The sequence below is a fragment of the Nostoc sp. DedQUE02 genome, from assembly GCF_034531035.1.
Taxonomy (GTDB): domain Bacteria; phylum Cyanobacteriota; class Cyanobacteriia; order Cyanobacteriales; family Nostocaceae; genus Nostoc.
The window spans coordinates 46,372-60,859 of sequence record NZ_JAVRBY020000020.1; the positions used below are offsets into that span (position 1 = coordinate 46,372).

The 14,488-nt window shown below is 42.8% G+C and carries 11 protein-coding genes and 1 pseudogene; 3 read left to right on the forward strand and 9 right to left on the reverse strand.

What is annotated here, in order from left to right; genetic code table 11:
* Positions 1 to 297: 297 nt before the first annotated feature.
* The 3 genes from RMX98_RS17205 to RMX98_RS17215 all read right to left on the reverse strand — a co-directional run bounded on the left by RMX98_RS17205 (position 298) and on the right by RMX98_RS17215 (position 3,850).
* Complete coding sequence (locus RMX98_RS17205; protein ID WP_322681037.1) at positions 298 to 1,611, reverse strand: TldD/PmbA family protein; 1,314 nt, start codon at positions 1,609 to 1,611, stop codon at positions 298 to 300.
* Positions 1,612 to 2,057: 446 nt separating this feature from the next.
* Positions 2,058 to 2,918 (reverse strand): Tab2/Atab2 family RNA-binding protein, encoded by an 861-nt coding sequence (locus tag RMX98_RS17210; RefSeq protein ID WP_322681035.1) that lies wholly within the window; start codon positions 2,916 to 2,918, stop codon positions 2,058 to 2,060.
* Between the two features lie 308 nt (positions 2,919 to 3,226).
* Positions 3,227 to 3,850 (reverse strand): class I SAM-dependent methyltransferase, encoded by a 624-nt coding sequence (locus RMX98_RS17215; RefSeq protein ID WP_322681034.1) that lies wholly within the window; start codon positions 3,848 to 3,850, stop codon positions 3,227 to 3,229.
* Positions 3,851 to 3,943: 93 nt separating this feature from the next.
* Here RMX98_RS17215 and hemH point away from each other — a divergent pair, with 93 nt between their 5' ends.
* Positions 3,944 to 5,110 carry a ferrochelatase gene (hemH, locus tag RMX98_RS17220; RefSeq protein WP_322681033.1) on the forward strand — a complete coding sequence of 389 codons (1,167 nt, stop codon included), beginning with the start codon at positions 3,944 to 3,946 and terminating at the stop codon, positions 5,108 to 5,110.
* A 140-nt stretch (positions 5,111 to 5,250) separates the two neighbouring features.
* Here the strand turns inward: hemH and RMX98_RS17225 are convergent, their stop codons facing one another.
* From RMX98_RS17225 to RMX98_RS17240, 4 genes are all read right to left on the reverse strand, one after another.
* On the reverse strand, positions 5,251 to 5,802 hold the full coding sequence (locus tag RMX98_RS17225) for a DUF4126 domain-containing protein (RefSeq protein WP_322681042.1): 552 nt from the start codon (positions 5,800 to 5,802) through the stop codon (positions 5,251 to 5,253).
* Between the two features lie 209 nt (positions 5,803 to 6,011).
* Positions 6,012 to 7,307, reverse strand: a complete 1,296-nt coding sequence (purB, locus tag RMX98_RS17230; protein WP_322681032.1) for an adenylosuccinate lyase — start codon at positions 7,305 to 7,307, stop codon at positions 6,012 to 6,014.
* A gap of 40 nt (positions 7,308 to 7,347) precedes the next feature.
* Positions 7,348 to 7,899 (reverse strand): DUF421 domain-containing protein, encoded by a 552-nt coding sequence (locus RMX98_RS17235; RefSeq protein WP_322681031.1) that lies wholly within the window; start codon positions 7,897 to 7,899, stop codon positions 7,348 to 7,350.
* 269 nt (positions 7,900 to 8,168) lie between these two features.
* Entirely contained in the window at positions 8,169 to 9,185 is a 1,017-nt protein-coding gene (locus tag RMX98_RS17240; RefSeq protein ID WP_322681030.1) for a YihY/virulence factor BrkB family protein, read from the reverse strand.
* Positions 9,186 to 9,407: 222 nt separating this feature from the next.
* Between RMX98_RS17240 and RMX98_RS17245 the strand changes: the two genes are divergently transcribed.
* The gene (locus tag RMX98_RS17245; RefSeq protein ID WP_322681029.1) at positions 9,408 to 9,596 is read left to right on the forward strand and encodes a hypothetical protein; all 189 of its coding nucleotides are present in this window, start codon (positions 9,408 to 9,410) and stop codon (positions 9,594 to 9,596) included.
* Positions 9,597 to 9,681: 85 nt separating this feature from the next.
* On the opposite strand, the gene RMX98_RS17250 is transcribed toward RMX98_RS17245, so the two are convergent.
* Both RMX98_RS17250 and RMX98_RS17255 read right to left on the reverse strand, forming a co-directional pair.
* The gene (locus RMX98_RS17250; RefSeq protein ID WP_322681028.1) at positions 9,682 to 11,211 is read right to left on the reverse strand and encodes a YifB family Mg chelatase-like AAA ATPase; all 1,530 of its coding nucleotides are present in this window, start codon (positions 11,209 to 11,211) and stop codon (positions 9,682 to 9,684) included.
* A gap of 143 nt (positions 11,212 to 11,354) precedes the next feature.
* Positions 11,355 to 12,596 carry a pentapeptide repeat-containing protein gene (locus RMX98_RS17255; RefSeq protein ID WP_322681027.1) on the reverse strand — a complete coding sequence of 414 codons (1,242 nt, stop codon included), beginning with the start codon at positions 12,594 to 12,596 and terminating at the stop codon, positions 11,355 to 11,357.
* A 511-nt stretch (positions 12,597 to 13,107) separates the two neighbouring features.
* Between RMX98_RS17255 and RMX98_RS17260 the strand changes: the two are divergent.
* Positions 13,108 to 14,243: pseudogene (locus RMX98_RS17260) on the forward strand (ISAs1 family transposase).
* Positions 14,244 to 14,488 lie beyond the last annotated feature (245 nt).

Genomic DNA, 14,488 nt, shown 5'->3' on the forward strand with positions numbered 1-14,488 from the left:
ATTGAGCACTTGTACTGAGTTTCGACACAACGACTACGCTCAGTGCATCGCTACGCGGTAATCGAGCGAAGTCGAGATTCAACTACCGTGTAGTCGTTAGCGCAGCCTCTCGTAGAGAAGTATTGAGCATTGGGGAGGCAGTGACGGGTACGCAGGGGTCTCCCCAAGTGGAGCAACTGCCATCATTGGGCATTGAGCATTGAGGCGGGATGCGGGGGGTAGAGGGGAAACTGTTCTCCCATGCTCCCTGCTCCCTGCTTCCCCTGCCTCCCCTGCTCCCCCTGCCCCCCTGCCTGTTTAATTACTTCTCCCAGTGGTGGATAGCCCTTCTAATATCAGAGATGGAGTATAACAAGAACCATTCCAATCACCATCATTGCCAAGTGTTACCAATTGCTTCAGGGCTGTGTAGACATTACCTGCAACCATAGTATCCTTAACCCGCCCAATTACGTGACCATTTTGTACACGGTAGCCTAAATCAACGTTGATCGAAAAATCACCAGAAATACTGCCGCCACCACCTAGCATTTGATCCACAATCAAGCCATCACCTAGTTGTTGAATCAAATCTGGTAGTGATGCCGAACCTGGCTGGATAAGAAAGTTAAATAAACCAGGGGTAGGATAACTGCCTAAACCAGGGCGAAAACCATTTCCAGTGGTGTTAGTACCGAGTTGCCGTCCGGTGGTGCGATCGCTATAGAAATTTTGTAAAATCCCGTTTTGGATAAATACTAAAGATTGAGTCGGAGTGCCTTCGTCATCGAAAGGACAACTGTAAGGGCCAGCTTCCGGATCTTGGTAGAGGGTGAGGCTGGGTGCAACTACTACCTTACCCAGATGTTCTGCCCAAGGGGAAGCTACTTCTAAGACTCGCTTGCCATTTAAGGCTGCTTGCACAGTACCCCAAAGCATATCGGCAGCTTTGGAAGTAAACAAAATGGGAATGCGACCAGTCGGAGGTGAGATATTTTCTCTGGCCCAAATTAACCGTTGTAAAATTTGATTAGCTAATTTCTCCGGGTAGAGTTCACCCCTGTGAGTTTGGCCATCGGAAACATTCAAAAAATCGTCGCCACGTACCCATTCTGCGGATACATAGCAGCTGAGGGTCGTATCAGTATAGTGACAATCTAAACCTTTGGTATTGACTAGTCTAGTGGTTTCAATATCACATTCCCAGTCACCATTGCATACAATATCGGGATAGACATCACGGATGAGTGCGATCGCTTCTTTGCCCCAATCTACCAAAACCTCTACGGGCACACTTTCCCCTAAATCTGAGTAGGAGGGCTGAAAGTTAGAGCCTAACTCTACTGGTTCCGGTTGATTAAGTTGACTCAGGGCTAAAGCTTTTTCCACCATTACTTCGGCTGTGACAGAACCATAAGCCACCGTGAGTCCTGGTTGGCCATTTCGCCAAAGCCTTAGTGCTGTACCTTCAGATTGGTTGGTTTCTAGCTGTTTGAGTCGGTTTGCCTCAAAAAACACTGGACGAGAAAGCGATCGCGACTGATACACCTCAGCTGCTTCTGCTCCAGATTTTATAGCTAGTTCCAGCAGCTGTTCTGCTAGTGTATCTTGTGACAAATTTTCAGAACCCATGACCCTTAGTGAATTGTGGATTTTGAACCGCATATCAACGCTGTCTCTTGAAAGTCTGAGTCGGCAAAAGCCGAGTTGGCGCAGCCCACCGCAGCCATGAGACTTTTCGCTAATAAACGCAGATAACTATCCAAAAATCATCAGCATATTTCGATAGTTGCGATTTGAAACCACAGATCAACGCTGATAGACGCAGTTAATTATCCCAAATCATTGCCATATCTCGACGTATCTAGTCATTAGTCATTCTCTTCCAATGTCCAATACTTCTCTACGAGAGGCTACTTCGGCTTACCTCGACTTCTCTACGAGACGCTACGCGAACGCTCGGCACAAGTCGCTCAGTACAAGTGCGCCAACGACTACGCGGTAGTTGAATCTCGACTTCGCTCGATTACCGTGTAGTCGAAACTCAGTACAAGTGCCCCATGCCCTACGCCCCATTTTTAAAGATTAACCTCTTGTAACAGCCAAAAACCAGCAAAAGATTCGGCTTTAGGATCAGACTGTACACCGATAAAATGCACGCCGTTAGCTTTTTGCTTGGCTTCTTCAAAACCTTTGGCTTCTGCTAAAACTTGAGGTTTTTTGATATTTGCCACAATCCAGCTTTCAGTTACACCAGTTTCTAAAAGCAATCTCGCCTCTTCACTGTTATCAAATCTTAAGAAAGCCAACTCCAATCCAGACATCCAGCCTGCCAAGGGTAATGCTCTCGGTGAGAAAATTAAAATACCAGGAATACGAGTTTCGGGTGACACTTGCACCAATTCTAAAGGGAAAGCTTCACCAAAACCAATTTCCCACTCTGGCATTTCGGCCAAATCCGCAGCATCTAAAGTAACAAATACCCATTGCTGTCCTTCCAAAGCATCTGGTAAACGTTGCGGTAAAGGTTTCTCTAAGCGGACTGAAGGATTAGTCCCCCCTTGATACCCTGCTTCTTGAGGATATACTTCTTCCATACGCTGTTCTAACCATTGGTTGAGAACCAAAGTACGGCGACTAGGCTGGGCGGGAATGCCCAAGTCTTGGCAGGCTTTAGTAATCATATTATTCATTTGACGGCGGAAAAAGCGGATTTTAATTGGTGCTTTTCCGGCTTGTTTAATAGCCTCCTGCAATGCTGTCCGCAACCAGCCCGAATTTACCTGGGTACTGGGACAATATTGAGCATAACGAAACAAAGAATCTGTTTTTGTGCCAATATCCAAGGGACTTTCGCAGATTAAGACTTCCCAAACTTTTTTTTGATTAGCGTCCAAAATCGGACGAGAGTAAAAATCGATTTCCCAAATACTGCCCATGTTTTGCGGTAAAAATCTGGCTGTTATGTTTTCCTGATATTTTGATCATACGAGTGTTAGGGCAGCATTGAGCATTGGGAATTAGCAGAAGCAGTCTCTGAGGTGTCATCATCCTAATTTCTATATAACAATCACCTATATAGGACTCATATTTGATTGCGTGAAAAAGCTCAGTAGAACTAAGAAGCCTTCTTTCTCTTTGCAAAAGTGCCTATTGCCTATTGCCTATTCCCTATTTCCTATTGCCTACTGCCTATTTCCTATTGCCTATTCCCTATTCCCTATTGCCTTTAATAAAACAGTTTTGTTCATTTCTTCGCCTGTATAACTTGCAAACTACCACCTGCATATAAAGTTGACTTACTCACTTCAAACCCAGTTTTAGTTAACAATTCAGATAAATCAGTTTTCAGCAATTGCCAAGCTGTTTCTGTCTCAAACAACAACAAAAACACCGAGATCCCAGGCCAAAATATCGGATTTGTCGGAGCGTGAAAATCTACCAGCGTAAATGTCCCCCCTGGCTTTAGCACCCGGTAAACTTCATTAATAATTTTTTGTAATTGCTGAGGCTGCATCTCGTGTAATGCAACGCTAGTATGCACCACATCAAACAGATTATCTGCAAATGGCATCTCCTGAGCAAAAGCTTCCGTATATGAAGCTTCAGGTACATTTACCCGCGCCCGTTGCAAAGACTTGGGTGAAGCGTCCAATCCTGTTACATTTTGTGAAAACTTTACTAAAAATTGTGTCGTTTGACCACTGCCGCAACATAAATCTAAAACCTGAGTATCTGAGTGAATTGTTAAGCCTTGCAAAGCAAGTTGCCGAAAACGGGCTTCACCACCTACACTTAAGGCTGCTAAACGAGAGATACCATCATAAAACCACTGATAACGGTAACTCCAATCTCTTAAAATTGTTGCCATTGCATATTTCCTTGCTATTAAGCTTTATATTTAATAAAGATATATTGTTAACATTAGTAAAAAACCTGAAAAGATTGGGGGAAAGTAACTGCTATGGGTCGTGTAGGCGTCTTATTACTCAATCTCGGTGGCCCTGATAAGCTAGAGGATGTCGGGCCGTTTTTGTACAACCTATTTTCCGATCCGGAAATTATTCGCCTACCATTTCACTGGTTGCAAAAGCCCCTAGCCTGGTTTATTGCCACGCGGCGAACCAGAACATCTCAAGAAAATTATAAGCAAATCGGTGGTGGTTCCCCGTTGCGGCGGATTACAGAAGCCCAAGGGGAAGCTCTAAAAGAACAGTTAAGTTCTTTGGGGCAAGAAGTTAATATTTACGTGGGAATGCGTTATTGGCATCCCTATACAGAAGAGGCGATCGCACAGATCACCCAAGATAATGTAGAACACCTAGTAATATTACCACTATATCCCCAGTTTTCTATCAGTACGAGTGGTTCCAGCTTCCGGCTTTTAGAAAAGCTTTGGCAAGAAGATCCAAAACTTCAACCTATTGATTACACCGTCATTCCTTCTTGGTACAAACAACCAGGCTATCTACAAGCAATGGCGCAACTCATAGCCCAAGAACTTGAGCAGTTTCCCAACCCGGATGAAGTTCATATATTCTTCAGCGCTCACGGCGTTCCGAAAAGCTATGTTGAAGAAGCAGGCGACCCTTACCAGCAGGAAATTGAAGAATGTACTGCCCTGATTATGCAGACTCTCAATCGCCCCAATGCCCACACCTTAGCTTATCAAAGTCGTGTCGGCCCAGTAGAATGGCTCCAACCCTATACTGAAGATGCCCTCAAAGAACTAGGCGCACAAGGGGTAAAAAATTTGGTTGTCGTGCCAATCAGTTTTGTCTCAGAGCATATTGAGACACTACAAGAAATTGATATTGAGTATCGAGAAGTAGCCGAAGAATCTGGAATTCACAACTTCCGCCGCGTACCTGCTCCCAATACCCATCCAGTATTTATTAATGCACTAGCCGAATTAGTGATTGATGCCCTGAAAAACCCCAGTTTTAAGCTTTCACAAGCTGCCCAAATGAAAAAAATGGTAAAGATGTATCCTCAAGAGCGTTGGGAATGGGGCCTAACGACTAGTGCTGAAGTATGGAATGGTCGGATTGCGATGCTAGGTTTTATTGCCTTAATCATAGAGCTAATTACCGGTCGCGGTTTCTTGCACATGATTGGGATTTTGCAGTAAAGGGAATTGGGTATGGGGCATGGGGCAAACAGGGTATAGGGAAAGGGAAAGGGAAAAATATTAAATTTATTGCTTTTCCCTTTAACTTTTAACCTTTAACCTTTTCCCCTGCTTCCCCTGCTTCCCCTGCTCCCTCATCCCTATGCCCTACGCCCCACTCCCTTGTGATACCAGTCATACCACTGCTTCGCACTACGAACCGCAAACCACAGGAGTATTAAAGCAATTAATCCTCCTTGCCAGGGAGCATCAAAGGCAAATAGTACTAGAGCAACGCACAAGGTATCTTGAAGAAAGACTGCCCACAACGGTAAGCCACGTAACCGATAGAACCAACCGATTTGCACTAGCTGGAGTACCAAAGCTAATAAACCTCCAATTATGGCAATCAGCCAGTTAGGTGTTGCTGTTGCAGTGGCTACTGCTAACCCCATAATTGCACCCACAAGGGGAGACATGAATAACTGAACCACTTGGAGCAATCTTTGCCCCCATAGCTTTTTTGAGGCTAATAATTCAATTAATGACCAACTGGTGAGGCAACCTAATAATATCGGTGGAGAAATGTGAGATAAAATTGGAACTTGTGACCACAAGTTACTACCCTGCAATAGTCCAATAATCAGCAAAGGTATGCCTATTCTCATTCCTGCTGCCGCAGAGGCAGAAAGTGTGGCTAGGATTTCAATCATCAAAGCACTCGTAATACTAATAAATAAGTATTTGTTGTATATACTACCCAGTGCAGAAAATAATTCCAGCATTAAAGAGACACTCTTCAGCAATGTAATACTAAATGTTATTGGTATCTTTATATATCTTTTTTTAAGAATATCTGCGTGTTTTTGGGGGTAACAGGTTAGTAGTAAGCGCTTAAGCGCTCACTACAGGCAAATTAATCTTAAATTCCTAATCGTTGGTAAACTTCTTCTAAATGCCGCAGATGTTGCTGGGGGTCGAAACAAACCTCTAGTTCTGCTGGAGACAACTTTTGGGTAACACGCGGGTCTTTGCTAATTAACTCCTGGAAGTTGCCTGCTGGCTTGTTCCAGGCAGTGTGAGCGTTTTCTTGGACGATCGCATAAGCTTCTTCTCGGCTACTTCCCTTGTCTATCAAAGCCAGCAGCACTTTTTGGCTGAACACAACGCCGCCGTAACAATTGAGATTCCGTTTCATGTTCTCAGGATAAACCAATAGGTTTTTCACCAAGTCGGTTATTTCTATCAACATAAAGTGAGTCAAAGTACAAGCATCTGGCAAAATTACCCGTTCTACAGAACTGTGGGAAATGTCCCGTTCATGCCATAAAGCAACGTCTTCTAAAGCTGCACCAGCATGACTTCTGACGAGTCGTGCCATTCCCGTCAGTCGTTCCGAACGGATGGGGTTGCGCTTGTGTGGCATTGCTGAAGAGCCTTTTTGACCTTTGGAGAAGAATTCTTCAACTTCCAAAACGTCTGTTTTTTGCAGATTGCGAATTTCTACAGCAAAGCGTTCGATGGATGCCGCTACCAAAGCTAATTGTTGCACGTAATCGGCGTGGCGATCGCGGGAAATAACTTGTGTTGAGGCCGTATCGGGTTGGAGTCCGAGTTTTTGGCAAGCGATCGCTTCTACACGCGGTTCCACATTAGCATAAGTTCCCACCGCACCGGAAATCTTACCGACGGCGATCGTTTGGCGGAGTATTCTCAGGCGTTCTTGGTGTCGCAACACTTCTGCTAACCAACCAGCTAGCTTAAAACCAAAAGTAATCGGTTCAGCATGAATACCATGCGATCGGCCAGCCATCACTGTATGACGATGTTCCCCTGCTTTTTGGCGAATTACCTGAATCAAATCTTCCAAACGCTGCAACAATATATCCAAACTGGCAACTAATTGCAATGCTAAAGCTGTATCCAAAACATCCGAACTAGTTAAACCCAGGTGAATGTAGCGTCCGGCATCCCCAACATATTCATTGACATTTGTCAAGAAAGCAATGACATCATGGCGGACTACAGCCTCAATTTCCAGCACCCGCTTTGGATCAAAATCTGCTTTGGCTTTAATTTCCTCCACAGCCTCAGATGGAATGTAACCAAGTTCAGCTTGAGCTTCACAAACAGCAATTTCGACTTGCAGCCAAGTTTTTAGTTTATAGGCTTCACTCCATAGATTAGCCATTTCGGGCAAAGTATAACGCTCAATCACAGTTCGGCACAGAATACAACCGTCATATTTTACAGTTTAATTAATGTAGATCGCTTTTTAACGCTACTTTTTGCTCAGGGACGGAAGTAGTTTTTGAATCCGACGTGATGATACTAATCCTACCATCAGCTTCCATATACGCGAATTTTACATCAGCTAAGAATTCTACACCTTGTTGACGTAATTTGCTCATCAATTCATCATCTGTAATTAACTCTCGTTGCAGATGACGTTCAATCATCCGACCGTTTTTTATCAGTAGCAGAGGTGGCGGATTCAGGAAACGTTGGAACTGGGGAAGTTTGTAACCCAACCAGTTCAGCAAGTAACTCCAAAAAATCACTGTTCCAACTAAGATCGCGCCTTCAGTAATCGATGTGTAATTGCTTGCCATAGCATTTTGAGCAGCTTCCGCAAATAGCACAACTACGAGTAAATCAGTAATTCCTAGTGTTCCTAATTGTCGGCTAGGAAGCAAGCGTAACACTGAGAACAGCGCTAAATAAACCAACGAACCACGGATAATCAACTCAAAGATGCTGATGCTAGGAACAAAAATTGCCTGCCAATTGATAAAAAACAATTTTTCCATTAGCACTGATTTTCTTCCTTTTTTAATATAGTTCTGGAAAGAAATCCAGTATAAACTTATTTATCTGTAGTCTTATTTCATCAGACTGATTTTTAGTAGAGGTTAAATACGTCAACATCTATAGGACTCATATTTGATTTCTGAAAAAATTCAGTACAACTCAAGGAGCCTTCTTCCCTCTTGCCTCTTGCCTCCTACACAAATAAATTTAGAAATCAAATCGGATTGCTATATCAGATTTACAAACAGAAATTCCTCACAATCAGGAATTAAAATCGCTGATTTTTCCTTCTCTGTTTTAAGCGCTTGGGCTTCTTGAAAGACTGGAACAAGCGATTCATCAAGTTAGAAGAAGGCTTTTTATTAGTGGACGATTGTCTCGTCTGAACTTTGCCATTAGATTCCGTGTTATCAGATAGTGGGATGGCATGTTTACTTGGGGTAATGCCGCTTCCGTACCTTCTGGCATAAACTTGGGTAAACTCCGCACCGAAGAAAAGAATCTGCGCGGCATAGTTAACCCAAGCTAAAATTACCACCAGTGAACCAGCTGCACCATAAGCTGAACCAAAACTACCATTACCTAAATATTGTCCTAACAAAAATCTCCCGATCGAGAATAAAAAGGAGGTAAGCATCGCTCCAATTAAAACATCACTCCAACCAATTTTGACATCTGGTAGGACTTTAAAAATAAGTCCGAACAGGAATGTAGTGATGGCAAAAGAGAGAATAAAATTAATAATTTGCCAGAGGAAATCTACACCTGGTAGCAAATTACTAAAGTATGTTACTAATGCTGCTAATGCCGTACTAATTACCAGAGAAACTAAAAGTAAAAAGCCAATACCTATCACCATTGCAAAGGACAAAATGCGTAGACGAATGATGTTAGTTACGCCGCGTCCGGGTTTTGGTTTCACTTCCCAAATCGTATTGAGAGAATCTTGTAACTCGGTAAATAAGCCAGTAGCACCCACTAGGAGAACTATGATACTAATGATCGAAGCGATCGCTCCTGTCTGTGGTTTGTTAGCATTTGTGATCGCCGTTTGAATAAATTCTGCTCCATCTCTACCAACTAAACCTTGAATTTGTCCAACGATTTGACCTCTTGCCGCTTCTTCTCCAAATACTGCCCCTGCGATCGCAATTACAATAATTAGCAATGGTGCAATGGAAAAAATCGTGTAATAAGCTAACGCCGCCGCTAACCGTGAGGCTTTATCCTCACTCCATTCTTTGAATGTCTCTTGTAATAACTTCCAAATTGCCTGCAAATTCATCCAATCAGTCTCCTTGTGGGGAATGTTGCTTAGTCCCTGATATATTGGATACATGATTTCATCAGTAAAGACATCCCCCCAAGGGAGTTTGTGCAACATCTTTGGGGAGGAATTTAGAATTTTATAGTGAGATGACAATGCGATGTCTACGACGGGCGTAGCTGCGGCGCCAATTAACAATAATAAAAATGCACTAATGTTGACAATTTTTACCTAGAAGCAATGACTCAGACAGCAGCAATTACAGAAGCGATTACCACTCTTGAGGATGCAGAAAATCGATTCGGTTTTGTCCGTGTTGAAGACGAGCAATTTTTCCCAGAGTGGTATGAAGGATTGTCTGAAATTACAGAAGCGGAAAAAGCCTCTGTAGATGTGGTGCGGCGCGGGTATCTTTATCAATCCTCTTAAGTTGTCGTCAGCATATTCTCCTTGAGTTTTCCCATATTCCCTATTCCCTGTTGCCTATTCCCTATTCCCTATCCCCTATCCCCTTTCATTGCATTCTATCGATTGTGCGATATTGAATTGCTTCCGCTATGTGATTGGTTTTTAGCTGATCTTCTCCTGCTAAATCGGCAATAGTCCGTGCTACTTTGAGAATGCGATCGCTTGCTCTTGCTGATAAACCTAATTTTCTAATTGCTACTTCTAATAAATTGCGACTAGCATCATCCAACTTGCACCATTTCTGGAGATGGCGACTTTGCAGATGGGCATTGCAACGCAGATTGGCTTCTCCTTGGAAACGGGTTATGGCGCGATCGCTTGCTTGTTGCACCCGTTCGCGTACTGATGTTGATGCTTCTCCGGTAGGTTGTTGGGTAATTTCTTCTGGTTTTAAGCGATTTACTGCAACTTGTAAATCAATTCGATCCATCAACGGCCCAGAAAGCTTTGCCCAATATTGCTCGCGTTGGCGGGGAGAACAAGTACATTGTTGGATGGTATCGCCATAGTAACCGCAAGGACAAGGATTAGTACTCGCCACCAAAGTAAACTGTGCAGGAAACATTACCGATAATTTGGTGCGGGAAATTGTCACATAGCCATCTTCTAGAGGTTGACGCAGAAATTCCAGCACATCACGTTTAAATTCTGTCAACTCATCCAGAAAAAGTACACCTCTGTGAGACAATGAAATTTCTCCAGGACGAGGGAAGCTACCACCACCTACAAGAGAAGGCCCGGATGCCGAGTGGTGGGGACTGCGAAAAGGGCGATCGCGTACCAATGAACCACGATTTTTTAATAAACCAGCCACCGAATGAATCCGAGTCACTTCCAAAGATTCGGCAAAACTCAGGGGCGGTAAAATTCCTGGTAAGCGTCTTGCTAACATAGTTTTCCCACTACCAGGCGGGCCGACAAAAATCAGATTATGTCCACCAGCCGCAGCAATTTCTAAAGCACGACGCGCATGAGCTTGTCCTTTTACATCATGCAAATCTGCGCCAGGGTAAGATACTGTTGTTATCTCTGTTGTAGTATCTATCTGCACAGGTTTGTAACGCCCCGGATTATTTAAAAAATCCACCACCTCAGACAGATGTTTGCAGCCATAAACAGCTAAATCTTCAACCACTACCGCTTCTTGGGCATTATCAGCAGGGAGAACTAAACCTGCAATTCCCATCTTTTGGGCGGCGGCGGCGATGGGTAACACACCAGCCACCGGACGCAAACTACCATCCAGAGAGACTTCACCCAAAAATAGATAATCTCCTAACAAATCAGGGCTAACTTGCTCAGAAGCCGCCAAAATTCCTACACTAATCGGCAAATCGAAACAGGGGCCTTCTTTGCGTAAATCTGCCGGAGTTAAATTAATTACTATTTTTCGCATCGGAAAGGCAAAGCCAGCATTTTTCAAAGTTGCTTTGACTCTTTCTCTTGACTCCTGAATCGCTGAATCTGGCAATCCCAAGACAACAATTCCCGGCAATCCTCCTGATACATCGACTTCCACGCCTACTTTGACGGCATCGATGCCCACAATTGATGCACTCCAGACTCTGGCAAGCATTTCTTATATAACAGTAAATCAATAGACATCTCTAGCAGATGAGTTGGTAGATTGGCATTGGTGAAACCACATAGACGATTTCTTGTTGCCATACGCCCTGACTCGTTTAATCGATTTTTAGATACTGAAACTTCCGCTTTTTGTTACCGCCAATGTTGGGGTATTTTCAGATTTTCCGGTAGGATGGTTGTGCGATCGCCAATTGCTTGTTCAATTTGCGATAATTCTATGTTTTCTGAGCCGCTCAAGTTCGCTCTACAGAGGTTAGTTTCTTGGAAATTAGCTTCTTGGAGGTTAGCTGTACTCAGCAATGCACCTTCTAGATTAGCTCCAGCAAGTTTTGCCTTTTGTAAATTACTGCCAATCAAGTTTGCATCTTGGAGATTGCTACCCTCAAAGTTGACTTCTTCCAAATTGGCATCACAAAGGATTGCTCCTTCTAAGTTGGCATCACAAAGAACTGCTCCTGCCAAGTTGGCATCACAAAGAACTGCTCCTTCCAAGTTGGCATCATAAAGGATTGCTTGGGAAAGGTTTGCTTTTCTGAGGACTACGCCTTGAAGATTGGCCTCTGGAAGGATTGTTTTTTGCAGCTTGGCTTCATAAAGGATTGATCCACAAAGACAGGTTAATGATAAGTCTGCTTCCGAAAGGTTTACTCGTGTAAAATTGACCCATTGCAAGTTAGCTCCGACAAGGATGGCTCTAGAGAGGTTAGCTTCCGTTAAGTCTGCATTACTGAGGTCTGTATTGCGTAAATCTAGTTTTTGATTAATTGGATCTTTAGATGAATCGCGTCGTCCAATGACAGTTAAGGCTGTTTGAATATCTGTAGGAAGTTTTGATGATTGCAGTGACTCGTCCTCATATTCCCGATTTACTGGGGAATTCTCGCGAATAAAAGCGGCAAGGATTTCCATGATTGTCCAATGATCTTTTGGAGAATCCTGGGCAATTCTCTCTAAAGCATAAATGGCAGCAAATCGCGTTTCAATTTTTTCATTTCCTAGTTGTTCGATTGCTTTAGAAAAGCGTTCGGGAACAATTTCTTGGGGAGCTAATTGTGTGTGATTGATTCTATTTCCAATGTTGTTATCCCAAGCTAGTGTTCCAGCCACGAGTTGTGTTAACAGGCTATGATTTTCATCCAGAGAGAGTTTAGAAGTATAATAAACATTAATTATTAATGCTAACCCGCCAATAATTATGGCAATAGTTGTTAATACTTGGGTAATATATTCAATTTTTTCTTGAGTTGAAAGTCCTTGAATATTTTCTAAAAATGAAAAAATTAGAGTTAATGATAAAATAAATATAACAGAGAGAAATCCTAACAAAGTCGTGAGTCCATTTGTCTTTATGAAAGATATGTCATAAGTCTTCATATCTGACTCCTTACGGAAATAAATTTAGGTTGATTCTAAGAGCATCCGTAAAGTTATGATAGAGTACAAACACGGATAAAATTCACTAGCTATTAAATCTACTACATAAAAATAATCTATATCTAGCCATCTTAAATCATTTATTAGAAACAAAATTATCGACTTTATAAAGGAGTCAGGTATCTGATTATTCACGAATGATTAGACTCTGGTGGAATTAAATATGCGTTAGTGACTTGCAAAAAATAAATTATCCTCAATTATTTGGAGATTTTAGGGGCGCAATACTGTTCGGTTAAGGCAAGAGGCGCGATGAATCGCCGTCAAGACAATAATCAGTCGTTTGGCCTTGATACCAATTTAATGTGAAGTTGCACGTATCTTGATCCCCCTAAATCCCCCGATAAATTGGGGGACTTTGATAGATGTTTTTCCAGTTCCCCCCTTATTAAGCAGGGCTGTTTCATTCCCTAAAAGATGTAAAATGGCAAGCGTCGAGGGGATGAAAATAATGGGTGCTTCTCTGATTGAACAACTACGGCAAGTAAAAGATTTTCGAGTCAAAGATGGGCAAAGACATCAACTGTGGATGGTATTGCTGTTTGTGATTATGGGAACAATGAGCGGGTACGTAGGCTATCGTGCATGGGGGGACTTTGTCAAACGCCATCGTCGTGTATTGATTGATCAATTCGGAATTCAAAAACATGGTGTGCCTTCTTACTCGACGATCCGGCGAATATTAATAGGAGTAGACTTTGATAATCTGGCCCAAATCTTCAATCAGTGGGCGCAGAATTACGTTCAAGTGGATACATCTGAGTGGTTTGGAATTGATGGTAAAAGTATTAAAGGAACTGTACAAGACTATAAAAGCGAGTACCAAAACTTTGTAAGTATTGTATCCGTATTTACTGAAAGAAGAGGGCTAGTCTTAAGTATGAGCAAATTGGAGAACAAGCAAGGTAGTGAAATTAGCACAGTAGAAAATTTAATTACCCTATTAGATATTGAGGGTGTTGTTTTCAGTTTAGATGCTCTACATTGTCAAAAAAAACTTGCCAGCTAATTATTGATGGTGGCAATGACTATGCGATCGCAGTCAAGGCAAATCAAAAGAACTTGTATCACCAAATTCGACATAATACGCACAATCAAGCGCCAAAAAGTCGGTACATCACAGCCGAAAAAACTCGCAACCGAGTGACAAGACGTACTATAGAAGTTTTTCATGATTTAAATGGCATCAGTCCAGAATGGGCTGGGTTGGAATCCTTAATTAAGGTTGAACGAATCGGTTCTCGTGGGGGCAAACCATATCACCAAGTTGCTTACTACATAAGCAGCAAAGTCTGTTCAGCAAGTGATTTTGCCAAGGGGATTCGCGGACATTGGGGAATTGAGAACCGTCTTCATTGGGGAGGCAGCGCTGTGGGCGGGTTTCCCGACTTGAGGCGACTGCCGTTTAAAGATGTCATTTTTGATGAAGACCATTCGACCATACGTATGGGTAATGCTCCTGGGAATCTGTCAGTGATGCGAACGATCGCTCTCAACATCCTCCGCCGAAATGGTTATTCTTCCATCACCCATGCCCAAAGATTGATTTCTCATGATATTGACAAACTCTTATCCCTTGTGGGATGAAACAGCCCTGCCCTCAAAAAGGGGAGCCAGCGCGGTCTTGGGGTCTCCCCAAGTGGAGCGACTGGCGTGGGCTAGGGGGGATCGAATTCTATGCAGCTTCATAATAAATTGGTATGACAGCGATTTCTTGCGTGTTTGGGATCTAGAATTTTCATCAAAAAACCTTAACCGAATCGTATTGACACAACATTTTATGCATCACCTGGAGTATTCCAAGCAATTAAAAACCCGATATTAAGTAGGTG